Source organism: Segnochrobactrum spirostomi, from assembly GCF_009600605.1.
GTDB classification, from domain to species: Bacteria; Pseudomonadota; Alphaproteobacteria; order Rhizobiales; family Segnochrobactraceae; genus Segnochrobactrum; species Segnochrobactrum spirostomi.
On the sequence record NZ_VWNA01000001.1, the window covers coordinates 1,963,343 to 1,982,195 of the forward strand.

Genomic DNA, 18,853 nt, shown 5'->3' on the forward strand with positions numbered 1-18,853 from the left:
GGAAAGCTATGAGAGCTTTGACGATCGCCGCGACCGGCATGAGCGCGCAGCAGACCAACGTGGAGGTGATCGCGAACAACATCGCGAACATCAACACCACGGCGTTCAAGCGGGCGCGGGCCGAGTTCTCGGATCTGCTCTATCAAGCCGAGCGCCCCCAGGGCGTGCCGAACCGGGGCGGCCAGAATGCCATCCCGGAAGGCGCCCGGGTCGGCCTCGGCGTCCGCACGGTCGGGGTGCGCAACCTGCACATCCAGGGCTCGCTCACTCAGACGGGCAACCCGCTCGATCTCGCGGTCAACGGCCGCGGCTGGTTCGAGATCGTCGGCCCGACCGGCGAGACGCTCTATACCCGTGCCGGCACCTTCAACAAGAACGACGCCGGTCAGCTCGTGACCCCGGACGGTTACACGGTAAATCCCGTCATCATCTTCCCGAACAACGCGACCGATATCAACATCAACGAGTCGGGCGAGGTTTACGTCACGATCCCGGGCACGCCGGCGCCGCAATTGCTGGGCCAACTCTCGCTCGCGACGTTCCCGAACGATGCCGGCCTCGAGCCGCTCGGCAACAATCTCTACCGCGAGACGCAGTCCTCGGGGCAGCCGGTGGTCGGCGTCGCCGGCGACACCACCAACGGCTACGGCACGATCCAGCAGGGCTATCTCGAGGCGTCGAACGTCGATCCCGTCAAGGAGATCACCGAACTGATATCGGCGCAGCGTGCCTACGAGATGAACTCGAAGGTTATCCAGGCGTCCGACCAGATGTTGGAGACCGTCGCGAAGGGAATCCGGTAGCCATGACCGCGATCCGTCTCCCCTCGCGCACAGCCGGCTCACGGCTGACTGCGGCCGCCGCGGCGTTCCTCGCCGGCGCCGTGCTCGCGTTCGCTCCGGCGGCCGCCCAGACTGCTGGTGCCGCCGCGGAGACCACGGGCGCCATGTCCATGGCGCAAACCATGACGGTCGCCGACACCGCCGCCGCGCTTGCCGCTCAGGCCAAGGCGGCCGGGGCGCAAGGCCAAGGCGCCGCGGCCGCCGCGGCCGCGCCTGCGGTAGCGCCGTCCATGGACGCGGCGCCGAGCGCGGGCACTCTGCCGGTCCCGGCCGTGACGATCTTTCCGGGTGATCTCATCGACGATTCCATGATCGTCGACAGCGGAATCGCGACCGGCGTGGATCATGCCGCCGTGGCACGCGACCGCAACCAGATCGTCGGCAAGGTGGCGCGACGGACTCTTGCCGCCGGCAAGCTGATTCCCCTCAACGGAGTGGCCGACCCGAAGGTGATCAGCCGCGGCGTCGCCATCGAGGCGGTGCTCGAGGAGGGCGGCCTGAGCATCACCACCCTGGTGATGCCGCTCCAGGATGGAGCGGTCGGCTCCCTCATCCAGGCACGCAACGTCGACAGCGGCAAAGTCATCTCCGGAATCGTCGCGGCCGACGGCACGCTGCGCGTCGGCTCGATGGGGGGCTCATGAGCATCCTCCGGGCCTTCCGCACCGCCGCCGGGCTCGCTGCCGCGCTCGTTGCCATCGTCATGTTTTTCGCTTCCACGCCGGCGCAAGCGCTGACGCGGATCAAGGACATCTGCAGCATCCAGGGCGTGCGCGAGAACCAACTCGTCGGCTACGGACTCGTCACGGGCCTCCAGGGTACCGGCGACACCCTGCGCAATTCGCCCTTCACCGAGCAGGCTCTGCAATCGATGCTCGACCGATTGGGCGTCAACGTCCAGGGCATTCCGATGCGCGCCCGCAATGTGGCGGCGGTCACGGTGACGGCCGAGTTGCCCGCCTTCGCCGGACTCGGCTCTCACATCGACGTCAATATCTCCTCCCTCGGCGACGCCTCGTCGCTCAAGGGCGGCACACTTCTGATGACGCCTCTGATGGGGGGCGATGGTCAAACCTATGCCATCGCGCAAGGGCCGATCGCCGTATCGGGCATCCAGTTGCAGGGTGAGGCCGAGACCCTGACCCAGGGCGTGCCGACCGCCGGGCGCATTCCGAACGGCGCCCTCGTCGAGCGCCAGGTGCCCGGTGCGCTGAAGGCATTCCCTTCCTTCACGCTCCAGCTCAAGAACCCGGATTTCAAGACCGCGGCGTTGATCGCGGACGCCATCAACGCCTTCACCGCGCTTCGTTACGGCAAGCCGCTGGCAACGGAGCGCGATCTCGGTGCGGTGGTGGTGAAGCGGCCGCCCAACGTGCAGGCCGCGCGCTTCCTCGCCGAGATCGGCGACCTCAAGGTTACCCCCGACGAACCCGCTCGCGTCGTCGTCGATCAGCGCACCGGGACGATCGTGATCGGTTCCAACGTGCGGATTTCGACGGTCGCGATCGCTCACGGCAACCTGACCGTTCGTGTGACGGAACAGCCGCAGGTCTCGCAGCCGGCTCCCTTCTCGAACGGACAGACGACCGTGGTGCCGCGAACCACGATCCAGGCTTCGGAGCAGGACGGTCATCTCGCTCTGCTGGAGGGCGCGGATCTCCAGACTTTGGTGCGGGGCCTCAATCGAATGGGCCTGAAGCCGTCCGACATCATCTCGATCCTACAGGCGATCAAGACCGCCGGGGCACTGCAAGCGGAACTGGTCGTCGAGTGACACCGCTGAACATGGGAGGGGAAACATGAGGTTTCTCTTTCGCCGGGATAAAGCCGCCGCGATGCAGCGCGGCCTTCTCGGCCCAGCCTTCGCCGTCCTGGTCATGATGACCGCCGCGGCCAACGCCGAGACGGCCGCCCCGGCCGCCGACGCGCAGGGCGCCGCTCCGGCGGCGGCCGATGCCGCGCCGGCACAGCCGCAGGTGCCGGTCGATGCCGCGTCCGAGAACGCGATCGAATATTGCAAGAACATCACCAACGCCGCCGCCGATGCCCGGTTCGCCCGGCAGGCCGCGACGCTGAAAGAGCTCGAAGCGGAGGTCGACAAGCGTATCGCCGCGCTCGAGGCCAAGCGTGCCGAGTACCAGAGCTGGCTGCAGCGCCGCGAGGACTTCCTTCGCAAGGCCGATGAGAGCGTCATCGCGATCTACACGCAGATGAAGCCGGAAGCCACGGCGACGCAGCTCAGCATCATGCCGGACGAGGCGGCAGCGGCGATCCTCGCCAAGCTCCAGCCGCGCATCGCCAGCGCCGTGCTGAACGAGATGGATCCCGCGAAGGCGGCCCAGCTTGCTGCTTATATGACCGGGCTCGCCGCCCGCGATATTCCCAAGGGGACGGGCGGATGAGACATTATGTGATGGCCGCCGTGCTGCTCGCGCTCGCGGGCTGCCAATCGACCAAGGAAGACAGCCTGACGCAGACCGACCCGCCGCTGTCGCCGGTCGGTTACGGCTTGAAGCCGCAGCGGGAATCGCTGCCGATGAGCTTCGCCAATCCGGTCGGCCACAGCCCGCATTCGACCTATGGACGCAACAGCCAGCAATTGTTCGCCGACCTGCGCGCATCAAATGTCGGCGACACCGTGACGGTCAACATCGCGCTCAACAACAACGCTCAGTTCGACAACACGAGCGATCGCCTGCGCGAATCCACCGGCCAGCTCGGTGGCAGCGCCACCATCGCCGGCGGTGGCTTCGGGATCGACGACTTCAGTCTGCTGACCGGCAACGCCCTGGTCGGGGAAGCGACCAAGGCGAAGTCGAAGGGTGCCGGCAGCATAGACCGCTCGGAGAAGCTCAATCTACAGGTTGCGACCACCGTTACCGAAGTGCTGCCGAACGGGAATCTCGTCGTCAGCGGCTCGCAGGAGATCCGCGTCAATTACGAAGTGCGGGTTCTCACGCTCGCCGGCATCATTCGCCCGCTCGATATCTTGAGCAACAACACGATTTCATATGAGAAGGTGGCGGAGGCGCGGATCTCCTATGGCGGGCGCGGCCGGATCAGCGACCAGCAATTGAAGCAGAAGGGCTGGATGGAGCCCGTCTACAACGCCATCATTCCGTACTGAGAGGGGCGCGTCATGGCATCGACGGACGTCGCCGCCGCGGGCGGCGAGAAAAAGAAGAAGGGCGGCGCGGGCGCGATCATCGCGCTCATCCTGCTGACGCTGATCGGCTGCGGCACCGGCGGCGGCCTCGGCATCTATCTGACCTCGACAGTCGAGAAGATCGTCGCCGATCGGGCGAAGGCGGAAGCCGACAAGCCGAAGCCCGAGCTCAAATATGGCGGCGACACCCGCCTTCTGAAGCTCGAGCCGATCATCACCAACCTCGCGACACCCAAGGACACCTGGATTCGGCTCGAGACCTCGATCGTGTTCGCGAACGGCACCATCGACAATCCGGACGTGGTCGCCGGGCAGATCCGCGACGACATGCTGTCGTTCCTGCGCACGGTGCCGTTGAGCCAGCTCGAGGGGCCGAGCGCCCTGCTCCATCTGCGCGACGACCTGACCGAGCGCGCCGTGCTCCGCACCAACGGGGCGGTGAAGGAGCTCATCATCGAAGCCCTGCTGATCCAGTGATGCGGGCCTGCTAAGGTCCCGCCCTTGCCGCCGGACGCGACGCGTCGCACCCTGTTTGCGAAGACGACCCGCATCTGCCGCCGGCGCTCGCCGGGCGGAGGGGCCGCCGGCCGCAGAAAGACCTTGAAGCCTATGAAGCGCATCCTTCTCGCTCTCGCTGTGCTGCCGCTGCTCACGACGGCCTCCCACGCCCAGTTCGCGGGGCTCGATGCGCTGCTGCCGTCGGGCGGCGGGGCGACCAGCGGACGGATCATCCAGCTCGTCGCGCTCATGACGGTGCTGTCGCTGGCACCGGGGCTCCTCATCATGGTGACGAGCTTTACCCGCTTCGTGGTGGCGCTGTCGTTCCTGCGGGCCGGGCTCGGCCTCCAGAGCACCCCGGCGAACCTCGTGCTCATCAGCCTTTCCCTGTTCATGACGTTCTTCGTGATGGCACCGACCTTCGATCGGGCCTGGAAGGAAGGCGTCCAGCCGCTGACCCAGAACGAGATCACCGAGGCGCAGGCCTACGACCGGGTGACCCAACCATTCCGCGAGTTCATGGTCGCCCAGGTGCGTCCGAAGGACCTGCAATTGTTCGCCGACCTCGCCGCGAGCCGGATCCCCGGGGCGGCGGCCAATGCCGACAATCAGGACCCGAACAAGATCGAACTCCGGATCCTGATCCCGGCCTTCATGATCTCGGAGCTACGCCGCGGCTTCGAAATCGGCTTCCTCATCGCCCTGCCCTTCCTCGTCATCGACATGATCGTCGCGACGCTCGTGATGTCGATGGGCATGATGATGATGTCGCCGACGGTCATCGCGCTGCCGTTCAAGATCCTGTTCTTCGTCCTGATCGACGGTTGGAATCTTCTGATCGGCAGCCTGGTGCGCTCCTATTTCTGAGCACCGCCCCTTCCTCCCTTGATCCCTCCGGACGACCGAGACGGCGCGATCGCCCGGGGCGTCGGCTACCGTGCGCGAGGACGCTCATGCGCTCGCCGAGGGCCGCGGACCTGCGACGCCCTCCCCTCATGGACGACAACGGAGACGGGCCGCCAACGGCGCCCGAGAAGGCCAAGAGGCCGGAAGGCAAGAGAGGCCTCGCCTCCTCTGCAACCGCTGCGCCGGCCGGCGTCAGCGCACCCGCGCGCAGAGGACGGCGGCTGTCGCCCCCGCTGTTGCGGTGCACGCCGGGTCGGCCTGGCTGCGCTGATCCGCGCTGCGGAGCAGGGGGAGGAGATCAGCGACCGTGCGGGGCGCGGCGACGCCCTCGTCGGCGGCGAAATCGGCGGCCGCGATGCGCAGGGCTGTCGGTGTCGGTGTTCCCGTGCCGCCGGCGAGGTAACGCAGACGCCGCATGATGCGGACGGCTTCGTCGTCGCCCCCGCTGCCGGTCGTCATGCCGTTACCGATGAAGGGAAGCAGAATCCGCCCCGGCGCCTTGAGAGATGTCGCGGCGACGGCGGGCCCGGGAGCCGGTCGGGTGGATGGCGGAGCGGTGGGGGGCGCGGGAGCCGGTGTCGCCGCCGCCGGGGCAGGCGGGCGGGCCGCGACGACGGGCAGTTGCATCAACTCGGCCGCGCCAGGCGCCATCGCCACCTGATCCGGGGACGTCGCGAGCCACGTGCCGTCGGCGAGTTGGCATCGCGCACCGCGGACGCGAAGCGCCGCACCGATGGCAGTCTCATACTTGTAGGTGAAACGACGGCAATCCGGCGCCGCGCCTTCGTTCTCGACGACGATCGTCAGCCGCGATCCCGAATCGAGATCGATGACGGCTGTTCGACCGGCCGCCGTTCCGTCGAGAACGGCGTCGAGCTCGGATTCGACCGCGCCGCGATCCCCAGGCGGGATCGCAACGGGAATGATCGCCCATCCCGTGGAGGCGGGCGTCACGGAGGGTTCGGCAGCCGCGACGCTTGCCGCCCCGGTCACCATCAAGGCGACGCCCACCGCCAGACAGCGGGCCGTGGGACGGTGCCGTTTCGGCATGTTCTCCACCTTCGCGCGAGCCTGGACGGTCGACAGGGCGCAGCCTTGCGACCGCGCTCGAGGCTCGGCGCGCGCTGCAAAGGCGGGAGCGGACCGAACGGCCCGTTCCATCCTGCTGCGAGCACCCGGCAGTGCGCCCGATCCGGACGGACCGGGCGGACAGCCTCAGGCGCCGATGCTCTCGAACACCGCCTCGATCTTGCCCTTCAGCGTCTGAGCGTTGAACGGCTTCACGATGTAGTTGCTCACGCCGGCCTTCTTGGCGGCGATCACGTTCTCGGACTTCGCTTCCGCCGTCACCATGATGAACGGCACATCGGTCCGCGGACCTTCGGCGCGCACGCGCTGGAGCAGCTCGTAACCGGTCATGGGTTCCATGTTCCAGTCGGAGATGATCAGCCCGTATTCGCGATCTTTCAACTTCGCGAGCGCCTCGGTGCCGTCAGACGCCTCATCGACATCTTCGAAACCGAGCTGCTTGAGCAGATTTTTGATGATCCGGATCATGGTCTTATAATCGTCCACGACGAGGATCGGCATATTTAGGTCGAGGGCCATCGCACACTCCGTAAGCGCACAGCAGGAGATGCGCCATCCATGAGGCGGCTCACCGGCTTGAACACCAATTCTCTTGCCGGTCTAACCTTTCGCGAAGCTTGCGCGGCTTGGGAGGCGGGGCTTTCGCCAGGGGGGGCGATTAAATTATAGAATTCTGGCTTTCTATTTTCACAGAACCTGCTGGAGATGCCGATGTCTGCGAACCGGCGACCTTTCAGGATCGAAGCCGCCGACCCGCGTGCCCGATCCGCCGAAGCGGAGACGCCCCTCATGAAGAGCGTCTCGTCCTTCGGACATTTCGATCGCATCATCGGCGAGTTGACCGATCTGCGCGTGCTTCTTGAGCGCATCGAGACGCGTGACCGCGAAGCCAAACAGCGCGGCGGCGAAGCCCTGCTGATCGGCGTCGAAGCGATCCATCAAGCGATCCGCAAGACGCGCACCGAAATCGTCTCGATCAAATCGAACGGCAAGGGCGAGACGCTCTACCGTGCGACCGACGAGCTCGACGCCGTCGTGGCCGACACGGAGAGCGCGACCGAGACCATTCTCGAGGCGGCGGAAACGATCGACGGCATCGCCGGCCGCTTGATCCCGACCCTCGAGGGCGACGCCCGCGAGCAGCTCGTCGAGATGCGCTCCCAGGCGATCCGCATTTTCGAGGCCTGCAACTTTCAGGATATCAGCGGCCAGCGCATCAGCAAGGTCGTGAACCTGATGCAGTTCATCGAACAGCGCATCATGGCGATGACCGAGATCTGGGGCATCACCGAGATCGAGAGCGATCCGGCCTCCGAAGCCCGCAAGCCGAAGGGCGACGAGGCGCTGCTCAACGGTCCGGCGCTGGCGACCGACGAAAACGTCGTGTCCCAGGACGACATCGACTCGCTGTTCCCCTGATCCCGCGGCCCCGGCCGAACGCGATCACGCGTCGGCCGGGCCCGAGCAGTCTCGCGGCATGGCCCTGCGATCGGCGGGCCGCGGTCGCCTTTGGCTGCATGCGGTGTGGCTATCCACCGCCGCAGGCAGGGGACCCGCCGCGTTTGCGCTCGGCGCACGAGCCGGCAAAGCCGGTCTTCTCCCCGGCATGAGGCCGCAGCGCGAGCCTCGTGCCCGCGGTGAAAGCCCGTGGGACGGCCTCGGCGGACGATGATCCGTCGGCGCCAGGCCACTCGGGAACGACGACAAAAAAGCCGGCCGCGCGAAGCAGCCCCCCGACGCGCCGGGATGGCGATCGTCTCCCTACCCTTGTCGACATAGTCTTGCGGACGCGTCAGCGGCAGAAGGCGCGCGATTGCGGCGTCCAGGCACCGAATCCGGTCGCCACCATGTTCTTGATCACCATGCAGACATAGCGTCTCTGGGCCGGATTGTTGTTCGGCCCGGCGTGGTAGCGCGCGACCGCCATCGTCCAACTTCCCTCGCTCGACCGCAGCACCTTCAGGAAGCGCGCGGCATATTGCACGTTGGCGCGCGGCTCGAGCATCGCGGAGACCGACGAGAAGTGTTCGCCGTGATAATAATGGTTGATCTGCATACAGCCGAGATCGATCAGCTTGGCACCATGGCTGCGGGCGACCTGGAACTGGCGCACCGCATCGGCTTTGCTGGTCGCGAAATAAGCGCGGCCGTCGATATTCATCGCATTGGGCTGCAATGACCCCTTGCGGCCGGTCTCGGTGAGGCCGACCGCATAGAGGATCGCCAGCGGCACGCCATATTGCACCGAGGCGCCGGCCATCTCGCGCTCGCAGACATTGCTCGGGGTCGCCGGCGTCTCGTATGGCGACCTCGCGCTGGCCGGGGCGAGGCTAGACGTAAACAGCGCCAGGGCGATCGCGAGAGCTCGTCTCGTCGGCATTCTCAGTCAATCCTGCGAAGTCGCTGCGCCCGCGTGGCGCCCCGTTGCCGCCGCCGCCCGACGGCCGGTCCTGCTGCCGGCTCTGGTCTCCCGTGCCGCTCCATGTCGCGCCGCCGTCGGCGAGGCCGGCGGACGGCTGGGGGACACTCGAAATGAAGCCCGCGGTGTCGGCACCGCCGGCGTCGATCGCCAGGATGTGCGTGCCGTAGCCCGACGTGCTGAGGAGATCGGCGAGCTTGCCACCGTCCGCCTTGAGGAGGCGCGCGGTCTCCGGATTGGCGGCGCGCACGCGCAGCTCCAGCGACTGGCCGACGAGCCGCATGCGGACGGTGACGAGACCGAGGGTCGCCGGGTGCATCTGGAGATCGAGGGTGCGCACCGGGTCGCGCGCGGCGGCCAGAGCCGCCGGCTCGAGCGCCGCAGCGGCATCGACGCCCGCCTGCGCCTTGATATCCGCGGCCCCGGCGGCGATCGCCCCGGCGAGGCGCTGTAATTGGGTCGGCGGCAGGCCGCCGGGCGCGGGGCCCGTCGGGCCGGATGCGGCGGTCGTGCTGGCGGCGGTCGCGCCGAATGCCCGTTCGTTCGCCGCGGTCTCGGCCTCGGCCGTCCGCGCCGCGGTTCGCGCCGGCGCGTCGGCCTCGCGCGTCGCCGGGGAGGTCGCATCGCGATGAGCGTCGAGACCGTCCCGGCCCGCGCCTCGGCCGGCCGTGTCACTGACGCGGCCCGCGCCGTCGCCCGAGGTCGGCGCTGCGATCACCCCGGCGGCACGGCCGGGCGTGACGGGCATGTCCGCGCCCCGTCGCGCATCTCCCGCTCCGCGATCACGGAGCGATGTCGCGCTGTCCGGGTCCGACACCGGGCGCATGAGGCCGGTTTCCGCCGCGGCGACGCCTTGTTGAGCGGCCGTGTCCTGGGGAATGCCTGGCACCGAGAGCACGCCGGCCGGCGCAGAGGCAGGACCGGCGACGCCCGCACCGGAGGCGGCCTGCGGTGCGGGCGCCGCGATGGATTGAGCCGCACGGGCAGGCTGCACGGGCGCAGCGCCAGCGCCGATGACGGCGGATTCCGTTCTGGATAGGGAACCCGTCGCCGCACCGGTCTCCGCCCAACGGAGCGCTGGCTCCGTCGAGGAAGACAGCGGCGCGGCGGTCTGGGCAAGCTGCGCCGGCGCGCTGTCGGCGTCGACCGCGATCGGCTCCGCGCGGGTTCGGTTGGTCGAGGCCGAGGCGGGTGCCGCAAGGGGGTCGGACGCCGGTGGCGGGGCGCCGGTTTGGACAGCCTGCGACGTCGCGGGCTCGGCGTCGAGGGCGATCGGCTGCCCTGCGGTGCGGCCGGTTGCGAGCGAGACAATATCCGCCGAACGGGGCGCCGGGGCGGAGGCGCCCTCGGAGACGGGTTCCGTACCGGTCGGCGCGGATGCGGTCGCGGGAAAGGCCTCGTTCGCGGACGCGGCCCGGACCGCGACCTCCTGCTCAGGAAGCGCCCGTGACGCATCGGCGGCGAGCCGTTCGATCGCGTCCCGTCCGATGTCCGGCATCGACATGTGCGCCGCGTCGGGGGCACGCGCGGCGGTCTCGAGAGCGCGGGACTGGACGGGCGCGAAATGGGTGCGGCGATCGACGATCGACGCCGAGCCGGCGCCGGTGGCGAGCCCTTTGAGACCGGCCTGGACCGCCGCGGAGGCGAAAGCATCGAGGGCGGCGTCGGCCTCGGCACCATCACCGACCCCCGCCGGTCCGGCCCAATCGGCCAAGGTGGCCGAGGCATCCGCGACGGCAGGTGCAGCCGACCCCGCGCCCTCGGCGGACGCCTCGCGTCCGCGGCCGGATCCGGCACCGTCCGCGCGCGATCCCGCCCCGAGCATCATCGCGATCGCGCCGACCGGATCCGCCGCCGCGCGCCCCGCGGCATCGGCCGGGATGTCGGGCGCCGAAGCGTCCCGTTCGGAGCGGTCGTCGTCGTGACCGCCGTTCGCCCCATGCGGCTTGCGCTCATCTGCGGCGCCCTCGGTGGCGGCCTTGCCGTCGGGGGCGGCCGCCGCGATGAGCGGCTCCTCGGTGCCGTCCGCGAGCGAGGTCAGCATGGCGTCGAAGGCCGGCGCGTCGCCGCCCTTCACGTCGCCGCCCTTGCTGGGCTTGGTGCCGCGAACATCGAGTGCGTGGGAATCGCCCAGGCTGCGTTCGATCTGCGTCATTGGGGCGCTCCCGCCAGGAGGGAATCGATCGCCGCAAGCCTCGTCTTGGCATTCGCGACGGTCGTGCTGTCCTTCTCCGGTTCCGGCGCCTTCTGCCCAGGCACCAGCTTCGGCGGCGGCGGCGGGGCGTCTTCGGAAAAGTCGGAGGCGTGATCGATCAGCGCCGCCGTCTCGGAGGCGGCGCGCAGGAGCGCGCGATCGGACGGATCGAGGCCGGCCGGATCGATGCGGCGAAGCTGATCGAGGACCAGGTCGGTGTGCGGGCTCGTCACCGCGAGGGCGGCGCCGCGATAGACCAGCGCGCGGGCCTCGAAGGGTGAGCCGGGCTCGACCTCCTGGAGCACCCGCTCGGCCGCAAGGCGCGCGGCGGTGGTACGGCCCTGATTGACCGAGGCACGAGCGATGAGGAGATAAAGTTCGACGCGGGCTGCCGGATCGATCTCCGACAGGATCGCGTCGAGCTGGGGGAATTTCTGCGGATCGTTGACGAAATCCATCCGGCTCAGGCTGGCGGCGAAGCGCTGCCGGAAATTGCCGGCATAGACCGACTTGCGGAACCGCTGGAGATATTGCCGCGACAGCCGCTCGAACTTCGGCGTATCGCCCTCGTCGCTGACGATCAGGACCTCGCGACGCAGCGCTGCCTCTTCGGTCAACGTGCCCGGCGCGAGGAGCCGCGCATCGTCGAGCATCGCGATTGCTTCCTTGCGATCGGTCGAGACCGCGAGCGCCGCGCGGGCGAGCGCCACCTGGGCCGCCATGCTGGCGGGCAGCGTGCGGGGGTCGTACTTCGACAACAGCTTCTTGGCGACGCCCTCGCGGCCCTCGACATAAGCGAGCACGCCATGCATCAGCGCCACGTCGGCGGCCGGCAGCAGGCTTTGATTGAGCTGACGGCGCAGCGCCTCCGGATTGCCGCCACTCAGCACGTAGGTGATCAGCGCCTCGGCATTGCGGCGGTCCTGCCAGACGAGCGGATCGGCGTTGGCGAAGGCATCGCCCATACGATTGAGCAGGACGTGTTGCGCCGACAGCACGGCGACGGAACCGGCCGCCATCTGATCCTGCAGCGATTGCAGCGTGCGCATCAGCTCGTAAGGCTCGCCGATGCTCGGCAAGGCCGCCTTGCGCGTCGCCGACTTGGGCGGGAGGAACGGGTCGGTGGCCAGCGGCTCGGCGCCCGGCGCCGGCTCGGGGCCCGGCGCCGGCTCGGGGCCCGGCGCCGGCTCGGCGGCGGCAGTCGCGGTCGGCACGGCCGTCGGCGGTTCCGCCGATGCGGTCGCAGCCGCAGCCTCCGCCGGGGCGGCGGCTTCGGGTGCGGGGGTGGGCGTGGTTGAGCCGGCCGCTGCCGTCGACGCGGCCGCGGCCGGCTCGGCATGGGGCGTCGTCGCTTGCGCCCGGGCCGGCGCGGCGATTGGAGCCGGCGGGAGCGCCATGCCCGGTGTCGCCGGCCGGGGCGCCACATGCGGGGCGTTCGGCGGAAGCAGCGGGGCGGGCAGGTCGGCGATCTGACGCACGCCGGCTTCGGCAGCGGCGCCGGCGGTCGTGGACGGCTCCGCGCTCGCCGGAGGCTGCGCCGCGGCGGGCTCGGCCTTAGACTCGGAAGACGGTTCCGCTGCGGTCGTCTCCGTCGCAGCGGCGGTCTGTCCCGGAGAAGGGGTGTGCGTCGCGACCGCGGCAATGCTGCCCGCTCCGGGCGACCCCGCGGCCTGGACGGTGGGCACCGGGGCGGCCACGACGGCGGACGCTGACGTCTCCGCAGCCTCAGTCGCGGGAGTGCCAGCAGGAGCGGTCTCAGTCGCTGCCGCTTCAGTCTCTCCCGCCGCAGGCTCGGCCGAGCCGGTCGTTGGCGTGGTCTCCTGCGAAGCCGCCGTATGCGACGCCGGCCTAGCCGCCGGCGCTGCGGACGCCGACGCCTGGATCAGGGCCGGATCGGCCGTCGAGGCGGCGGGCGGCGGGCCATCGCCACCCGCGGGCGCGGCCGCCTCCAGGGTCGTGCCGTCCGCGGCCGCGGTCTCCGCGACGGGGCGCGCGGGCGGCAGCGGCACGCGGACGTTCGCCCGGCGGACGCGGGGCTTCTCGGCGGCGGGCGCGGCGGCGGGCGCCGACACGGGCGCATAGAGCACCTGGGGCGGACCCGCGGTCGCGGCGCCGCCCTCGGCGGACACCGTCGCAGCCGCCGCAGCGGTCGCCCCCGAAGCAGCGGTCGTACCGGCCTTCGGCTTCATCGCCGGCGCCGCCGCCGTCACGGCCTCGTCGGCGGTTCCGGACTTGACCGCCACGTCGGCGGCGTGGGCCGCCGCGGCGAGCGCCGCGTCGTTCTGGCTCGCGAGGTCGGCAGGGCGCATCCTCTTCTTAAGAGCGGCGGCAAGAGCCGCCACCACCTCGGGATCGGCACCCGTGGCGCCGGACACCGTGGCGGCCGTAGCGACCTTGGACGCCGCCGAAGCCTTGCCAGTCTGTGCCTTCGCCGGCGCGGACGTCTTCTCCGCGCCGGAGGATTTGCTCGCCCCCGCGGACTTCGCCACCGCCTGGGATTCCATGGCCGGCGTCAGCGCGAGCGCGCCCGCGGCTGCCGCCGTCTTCACCTTCTTCTGCTTCGTCGACTTGGCCGAGGACGACGAAGCGTTCGTGCCGGCTGTCTGCGCGATCGAACCGGGATCGTCGGACGGCGGCGCGACGGTCTGCCCGCTCGCCGGCACCAACACCATGGGCGATTGCGCACCAGCCGGAGTCGCGGCGGTGGCCGCGGCCAGAACCAGAACCGGAAGCAGGACGAGAGCGACCTTCGTCACGCCGTCGGCTCCTGAAGCAGAATTTCGATACGCCGGTTCTCAGCCGCGCCGGGATCCTTTTGGTTCTTGAGATCGCGGTCGGCGAAGCTCTCGATGCGCATCACGCGCTTGGAATCGAGGCCGCCGCGCTTCAGCATGTAGAAGGCCATCTGCGCGCGGGCGCTCGAGAGCCGCCAATTGTCGTAGGTGTCGGACTTGAAGGGGCGACCGTCGGTGTAGCCGCGGATGACGACGCCGCCCGGACGCTCCGAGAGCGTCTTGGCGAGCTTCTCCATGGCGACGACCACCTTCGGCTCGGGGATCGCCGAGCCGCTCGGGAACATGCTGAAATCGATGTCGTCGGTGAGGCTGATCAGCACGCCTTCCGACGTCGCCTGCACGGCGACGTGGGGCATGTCGGTGCCCTGGATCGCGGCGGCAATCTTGTTGTTGAGCTCGGCGCCGAGATCCTCGGCCTTTTGCTTCACGGCGGTGGTGGGCGCTTTCTGGCCGGCGGTCTTCGGCTTCTCGGGCGCGAGAACCTCCACGGGCGGGACCACGCCGGCCATGGCGGCTTCGACGATCGCCGCCGCCTTCGGGTCGAGATTTTCCGTGATCGCCTTGTTGGCCTGAGCCTGCGCCGCTTGCGCGGCCGCCGTCTGAGCCGCCGGATTGGCTTTCGCAGGCGCCGGATTCGGCGCCTGAGGCGGCGTCCCGCTCGATGTATCGACCCCGGCGGCATCGAGATTGCCGTCGTTCGGGGCCGAACCGCCGGTGCCCTTCTGGCCGGGCTTGGCGGATTTCGGGTTCATGCCGCCGTTGGTCTGCCAATAAACGGGGTCGAACGGGTCGCGCGGCGTCGAGCCGCCGGCGACGCCCGGCACGCTCGGTTCGCCGACGATGTTGTCCGCGGTCGCGCCTTCGGCCGGCGGCGGCACCTCCGCCGCGAGCTTGGCGAGCACCGCATAGGGGTCCTGGAAGGCGCGCAGTTCGGCCGTGGCCGTGCCGGCGCCGCCGCCGAGCGAGCCGTCGCTGGCGCCGGTGCCGTCGGCACTGCCCGATACCGCCTCGGACGGCGCGCCGCCGCTCTTCTCGCCGAGCTCGCCGCCGGCACCCCCCTCGCTTTTCGCGCCGGTGCTGGCGCCCGGTGCGCCCGAGCCCTTCTTCTTCTTATCCTCCGGCTTGGACCCGGGCTTCGCCGCGCCCTTCGATTCGCCCGCCTTGTCCGACGGCTGGTTGAGCCCCTTCTGATTGGAGATGCTCGCCGTCAGGTTGACCGGGTTGAAATAGTTGGCGATCGACTTCTTCACCTCGTCGTCGGTGACGTTGACGAGCCACATGATGAGGAAGAAGGCCATCATCGCCGTCATGAAGTCGGCGTGGGCAACCTTCCAAGCGCTCGAGTGAGCCTCGTGCTCTTCCTCTTCGTGGCGCTTTACGATGATGAGTTCTTGGTGCTCCTGCGACATCGGCTCAGGCCTCCGCCGCGGCGAGGCGTTCCGCCCAGAGGCGGAGCTGGGTCTCGATGATGGTGTCGCCGGCGGTGACCACGACGTCCGCCGTCTCGTCCACCATGAATTTCACCGAATGCGCGCTCTCGCCGAGGCGCGCGCGCAGATTGTCGACGAGATCCTGCGGACCGCGAACCTCGAGCGTGCCGTGCTCGTCGTCTTCGAGCAGCCGCCGCATCAGGCCGGCGAGGGTGACCTGCGCCTGCTGAAGGACGCTCGCCGAGACGACCGGCACCAGCACGCGGGCCAGACCATCGAGCACCGTGCTCTCGATCGCCGCAAGGCCCGCCATGATGCCGTCGGCGAGAACGCCCGCCTGATCCGCCGCCCAACGCTCGCGCGTCTCGGCGAGTCGCACCTCGAACCCGGCCTCCAACTCCGCGCGCTGTGCCTCGAAGGAGGCTCGCGCCTCGGCGATGGCTTCGAGGCGGCCACGCAGTTCCGCCTCCTCGATCGCCTTCTGCACCGCCGCCGCGCCATGGCCGACGATCGGCGCCACGACCGGGGTGAGCGCGGCCGGGGCGGGGGACGGCGCCTGGGCCGACGCGGCCGACGCCGGCACGACGCGCTCGACGCCGGACCGGTCGCGCGCGAAGGCGACCGGTTGGAACCCGGGATCGACGTGGGTCGGGAACACCGGCGCCTCGGGCGGTGCCGACGGCGCCGCGGCCCATTCGCCCTTCCCGAAGTCCGGCAGGTGATGGATCAGCATCGCGTTCATGACGCGCGCGCCTCCTGCCGGAGCCACTGCTTCAGGATCTGCGCAGCCTGCTCCTCATCGAACTCCACAATCTGCTCCAGCCGCTTCTGCGGCGTGCGGTTCATCTTGCTGGTGAGGTCCTCGATGAGGTTGATGCTCTCGGGGCTGTCGGGGCCGCCGAGACCACCGAGCCCGCCCAACGCCTCGAGGGCCAGGCCATCGGCCCCCTCGCCGCCCACGCCGAGCAGAGCGAGTTCGCCGCTCGCCTCCGGGCTCGCCGGACGCGCCAGGATCGACTTCACCGCCGGCCGCAGGCCGAACCAGATCAAGAGGAGCGCGACGACGAGAATGGTCGCGGCGTTGATCAAGGTGCCGGACTGGCGCAGCAACAGCTCCGTCACGCTGAGCGGCGGGATCGGCTCCATCGCATGGCCGCCGTCGGCGAAGGCGACGGCCGACACCTTGAGCTGATCGCCACGCTTCTCATTGAAGCCGGTCGCCGAGCGGACGAGCTGGTCGATGTCCTTCAACTGATCGTCGATCGGAACCGAACCACCCTCGGTGCCGGCGCTCGTCAAGAGCTTCGACTTGTTGACGAGCACCGCGATCGACAAGTGATCGAGCGAATAGGCGTCGCGGGTGGTCTGGATGGTCTTGCTCGAGAGCTCGTAATTGGTGAGTTCCTCGCGCCGGGTGTTCTCTTCGTTGGAATCGCCGGCACCGCCCTGGCTCTGGGGCGCTTGCTGCGGAATATTCTGCTGGACGGTGGTGGGCGCGGAATTGGCGCGATTCTGCGAGGTGGCGTTCTCGCGCACCACGCGGACCGAGCGCTCGACCTTGGAACCCGGGTCGAACACCGTCTCACTGGTGGTCGTCTTGTCGGTGTCGAGCTGGGCGGTGACGCTCACCTCGAAATTATTGAGGCCGAGATAGGGCGTCAGGGTGCGGCGGATGTTGGCCTCGAGCTCGCGGCTCATTTCGCCTTCGAGGCCGAGCTTGCGGCCGGAATCGGAGTTTGCGGAATCATCGCCCGAGGCGAGCACGGCGCCGTCGGTGTTGAGCACGGTGACGCCGTCGACCTTGAGGCCGGGGACGGCGGCGGCGACGAGATGGCGGATCGCCTGAGCGGTGGAGACGTCCTCGGCGTTCTCGGTGCGGATGACGACGGAGGCGGAGGCCGGCTGCTGATCGCGACGGAACGAGGCGCGGTCTGGCAGCACCAGATGCACCCGCGCCGCGCGGATGCCTTTCATCCCCTGAATGGTGCGGGCGAGCTCACCCTCGAGGGCGCGGACGCGGGTCACGTCCTGCATGAAGGAGGTGAGGCCCAGGGAGCCCAGATCGTTGAAGAGTTCGTAGCCGGTGTTGGCGCTCTGCGGCAGGCCCTTCTCTGCGAGCAGCATGCGCGCATGGGCGCTGTCGCGATGGGTGACCATCAGCGAGGTGCCGTCGGCGCTGACGTCGAAGGGAATGCCGAAATCCTTGAGGACGCCGCCCATACGGGTCACGTCCTCACGGTTCAGGCCGGTATAGAGCGGCTCGCGCTCGGGTTGGCTCAGATAATAGGCGCCGAGGCCGATCGCGAGCAGCACCGCGACACCGATCACCCCGAGGGCGATCAGACGCCGTGCACCAAGCTCACGCAGGTTGGCCAGCAGCCTCTCCGCTTGCGCGCGACCCGTCATGGGCGCCCTTCCCCTTCCGCAAGGTCAGACCGGCCGCCGGATTTCGGTCCGACAGCCGGTGCGGACGAGCCTCATGCCCGCCGCACCACGCCGGGCGCATTCCTCGCGGAACACGGCCGGTGCGGAACGACATTCGCCCGCGAACCTTGCTTGGAGATTGCGTGCCCGTTCGGCGGGATGGGACCGGCAGGGCTGAATCGGCTTTCAGGCCGCGCCGTCGGCTGCGCCCGCCATGGCATTGAGAGCGCTGGCGGTGCCCGCAACGGCGCCGGCATAGGCGGCGATGTCCTCGCGCGCGGCCGGATTGAGATCGAGCGCGGTCAGGTCGATGCCCCCGATCGGCTCGGTCATGATGGTAAGCCGTGCCTCGCTCTTGGCAAGATCGGCGGTTTCGGAAAAGCCGGCGACGAGCTTGATCGGCCGCGTCCGCCGGTCATAGGTCGCGTTGTCGGAGATGCGATCGGCGAGGGAATAGATCGCACTCAGGCTGGCGATGCCGGCAGCGACGATCTCGCTGATGCGGAAAATCTGGAAATATTGCAGGTCGGCATCCAAAGCCGCCGCAGAGGATGCGGAACTGACGGCGGGGGACAGCAGCAATTTCTTCGGCGCGCGTGACGATGCGCCGTCCGACGAGCCCGCCTGCGAAGCGTCCGGATTGCCCTCGACGGCGACCGCGCCGGCGAGATCGCGGACCCGGCCGAGGGAGGTTTCGAGGGCCCCTTGCAGGTGCGCGCGATCGGCTCCGGGCTGCTGTGCCTCGGCGAGGGTCGCATGCACCTTCTGAAGTTCGGCGACGAGGCCGCGCACGCGGCCGATCGCGACCTCTCCCGAGCGGCGGTCGAGCGGCACGGCGTCTGGGCCTTCGCCCTGTGCGCTCGGCAGGACGATGGACCAATAGGCGGCACTTTCCACCGCCGCAGCCACGGTCGGATCCGTGGCGACGACCGGCGGCGTGACGCGATCGTGATCCTGGTTCGGTCCGCGCAGCATCGCCGGCGCGGACACGCTGCCTATCGGACTGATCATAGGTGTCCCCTGCCGAGACCGGGTGCGGGACATGCCGGATCGGCCGGCACGGCGGGGCGGCATCATGCCTTTGGAGAAT

Annotated in this window: 17 protein-coding genes; 8 read left to right on the forward strand and 9 right to left on the reverse strand. The window is 69.3% G+C overall.

Annotated features, from left to right (window positions below; translation table 11 throughout):
- Positions 1–8: 8 nt before the first annotated feature.
- The 7 genes from flgG (at position 9) to fliP (ending at position 5,373) form a co-directional block, all read left to right on the forward strand.
- Positions 9–803 carry a flagellar basal-body rod protein FlgG gene (gene flgG, locus F0357_RS08835; RefSeq protein ID WP_153479989.1) on the forward strand — a complete coding sequence of 265 codons (795 nt, stop codon included), beginning with the start codon at positions 9–11 and terminating at the stop codon, positions 801–803.
- Positions 804–805: 2 nt separating this feature from the next.
- Complete coding sequence (flgA, locus tag F0357_RS08840) at positions 806–1,486, forward strand: flagellar basal body P-ring formation chaperone FlgA (RefSeq protein WP_153479990.1); 681 nt, start codon at positions 806–808, stop codon at positions 1,484–1,486.
- 59 nt (positions 1,487–1,545) lie between these two features.
- Complete coding sequence (flgI, locus tag F0357_RS08845; protein WP_246161613.1) at positions 1,546–2,616, forward strand: flagellar basal body P-ring protein FlgI; 1,071 nt, start codon at positions 1,546–1,548, stop codon at positions 2,614–2,616.
- Positions 2,617–2,641: 25 nt separating this feature from the next.
- A complete protein-coding gene (locus F0357_RS08850) occupies positions 2,642–3,244 on the forward strand; it encodes a MotE family protein (RefSeq protein WP_246161412.1) in 603 nt (200 codons plus the stop codon).
- Entirely contained in the window at positions 3,241–3,969 is a 729-nt protein-coding gene (locus tag F0357_RS08855; RefSeq protein ID WP_153479992.1) for a flagellar basal body L-ring protein FlgH, read from the forward strand. The genes F0357_RS08850 and F0357_RS08855 overlap by 4 nt, the downstream gene beginning before the upstream one ends.
- A 12-nt stretch (positions 3,970–3,981) precedes the next feature.
- Positions 3,982–4,485, forward strand: coding sequence for a flagellar basal body-associated FliL family protein (locus tag F0357_RS08860; RefSeq protein ID WP_153479993.1), 504 nt, complete (start codon positions 3,982–3,984; stop codon positions 4,483–4,485).
- Positions 4,486–4,617: 132 nt separating this feature from the next.
- Positions 4,618–5,373 carry a flagellar type III secretion system pore protein FliP gene (fliP, locus tag F0357_RS08865; protein ID WP_153479994.1) on the forward strand — a complete coding sequence of 252 codons (756 nt, stop codon included), beginning with the start codon at positions 4,618–4,620 and terminating at the stop codon, positions 5,371–5,373.
- Positions 5,374–5,604: 231 nt separating this feature from the next.
- Here fliP and F0357_RS08870 read toward each other — a convergent pair whose 3' ends face one another.
- Together F0357_RS08870 and F0357_RS08875 are read right to left on the reverse strand one after the other, a co-directional pair.
- Entirely contained in the window at positions 5,605–6,462 is an 858-nt protein-coding gene (locus F0357_RS08870; RefSeq protein WP_153479995.1) for a hypothetical protein, read from the reverse strand.
- A 165-nt stretch (positions 6,463–6,627) separates the two neighbouring features.
- Positions 6,628–7,020, reverse strand: a complete 393-nt coding sequence (locus F0357_RS08875) for a response regulator (protein WP_153479996.1) — start codon at positions 7,018–7,020, stop codon at positions 6,628–6,630.
- A gap of 270 nt (positions 7,021–7,290) precedes the next feature.
- On the opposite strand from F0357_RS08875, the gene F0357_RS08880 reads away from it, so the two are divergent.
- A complete protein-coding gene (locus tag F0357_RS08880) occupies positions 7,291–7,920 on the forward strand; it encodes a protein phosphatase CheZ (protein WP_153479997.1) in 630 nt (209 codons plus the stop codon).
- Between the two features lie 373 nt (positions 7,921–8,293).
- Here F0357_RS08880 and F0357_RS08885 read toward each other — a convergent pair whose 3' ends face one another.
- The 7 genes from F0357_RS08885 to F0357_RS08915 all read right to left on the reverse strand — a co-directional run bounded on the left by F0357_RS08885 (position 8,294) and on the right by F0357_RS08915 (position 18,774).
- On the reverse strand, positions 8,294–8,857 hold the full coding sequence (locus F0357_RS08885; protein ID WP_376767829.1) for a transglycosylase SLT domain-containing protein: 564 nt from the start codon (positions 8,855–8,857) through the stop codon (positions 8,294–8,296).
- Entirely contained in the window at positions 8,832–11,075 is a 2,244-nt protein-coding gene (gene fliK / locus F0357_RS08890; RefSeq protein ID WP_153479999.1) for a flagellar hook-length control protein FliK, read from the reverse strand. The genes F0357_RS08885 and fliK overlap by 26 nt, the downstream gene beginning before the upstream one ends.
- Complete coding sequence (locus F0357_RS08895) at positions 11,072–13,870, reverse strand: MotC family chemotaxis protein (protein ID WP_153480000.1); 2,799 nt, start codon at positions 13,868–13,870, stop codon at positions 11,072–11,074. Before F0357_RS08895 ends, fliK begins: the two co-directional genes overlap by 4 nt.
- A complete protein-coding gene (locus F0357_RS08900) occupies positions 13,867–15,318 on the reverse strand; it encodes a flagellar motor protein MotB (RefSeq protein WP_153480001.1) in 1,452 nt (483 codons plus the stop codon). The genes F0357_RS08895 and F0357_RS08900 overlap by 4 nt, the downstream gene beginning before the upstream one ends.
- Before the next feature lie 4 nt (positions 15,319–15,322).
- Positions 15,323–16,081, reverse strand: a complete 759-nt coding sequence (locus F0357_RS08905) for a hypothetical protein (protein ID WP_153480002.1) — start codon at positions 16,079–16,081, stop codon at positions 15,323–15,325.
- Positions 16,078–17,745 (reverse strand): flagellar basal-body MS-ring/collar protein FliF, encoded by a 1,668-nt coding sequence (gene fliF / locus F0357_RS08910; RefSeq protein ID WP_153480003.1) that lies wholly within the window; start codon positions 17,743–17,745, stop codon positions 16,078–16,080. Before fliF ends, F0357_RS08905 begins: the two co-directional genes overlap by 4 nt.
- Before the next feature lie 204 nt (positions 17,746–17,949).
- Entirely contained in the window at positions 17,950–18,774 is an 825-nt protein-coding gene (locus F0357_RS08915) for a hypothetical protein (protein WP_153480004.1), read from the reverse strand.
- Between the last annotated feature and the right edge of the window lie 79 nt (positions 18,775–18,853).

Bases quoted from the DNA above. Each gene is read 5' to 3' on its own strand.
- fliK (WP_153479999.1), bottom strand. From the start codon at position 11,075: ATGACGCAGATCGAACGCAGCCTGGGCGATTCCCACGCACTCGATGTT.
- F0357_RS08905 (WP_153480002.1), bottom strand. From the start codon at position 16,081: ATGAACGCGATGCTGATCCATCACCTGCCGGACTTCGGGAAGGGCGAA.
- F0357_RS08850 (WP_246161412.1), top strand. From the start codon at position 2,642: ATGAGGTTTCTCTTTCGCCGGGATAAAGCCGCCGCGATGCAGCGCGGC.
- fliP (WP_153479994.1), top strand. From the start codon at position 4,618: ATGAAGCGCATCCTTCTCGCTCTCGCTGTGCTGCCGCTGCTCACGACG.
- fliF (WP_153480003.1), bottom strand. From the start codon at position 17,745: ATGACGGGTCGCGCGCAAGCGGAGAGGCTGCTGGCCAACCTGCGTGAG.
- F0357_RS08855 (WP_153479992.1), top strand. From the start codon at position 3,241: ATGAGACATTATGTGATGGCCGCCGTGCTGCTCGCGCTCGCGGGCTGC.
- F0357_RS08880 (WP_153479997.1), top strand. From the start codon at position 7,291: ATGAAGAGCGTCTCGTCCTTCGGACATTTCGATCGCATCATCGGCGAG.
- flgI (WP_246161613.1), top strand. From the start codon at position 1,546: ATGTTTTTCGCTTCCACGCCGGCGCAAGCGCTGACGCGGATCAAGGAC.
- F0357_RS08860 (WP_153479993.1), top strand. From the start codon at position 3,982: ATGGCATCGACGGACGTCGCCGCCGCGGGCGGCGAGAAAAAGAAGAAG.
- F0357_RS08870 (WP_153479995.1), bottom strand. From the start codon at position 6,462: ATGCCGAAACGGCACCGTCCCACGGCCCGCTGTCTGGCGGTGGGCGTC.
- F0357_RS08900 (WP_153480001.1), bottom strand. From the start codon at position 15,318: ATGTCGCAGGAGCACCAAGAACTCATCATCGTAAAGCGCCACGAAGAG.
- F0357_RS08915 (WP_153480004.1), bottom strand. From the start codon at position 18,774: ATGATCAGTCCGATAGGCAGCGTGTCCGCGCCGGCGATGCTGCGCGGA.
- flgG (WP_153479989.1), top strand. From the start codon at position 9: ATGAGAGCTTTGACGATCGCCGCGACCGGCATGAGCGCGCAGCAGACC.
- F0357_RS08875 (WP_153479996.1), bottom strand. From the start codon at position 7,020: ATGGCCCTCGACCTAAATATGCCGATCCTCGTCGTGGACGATTATAAG.
- flgA (WP_153479990.1), top strand. From the start codon at position 806: ATGACCGCGATCCGTCTCCCCTCGCGCACAGCCGGCTCACGGCTGACT.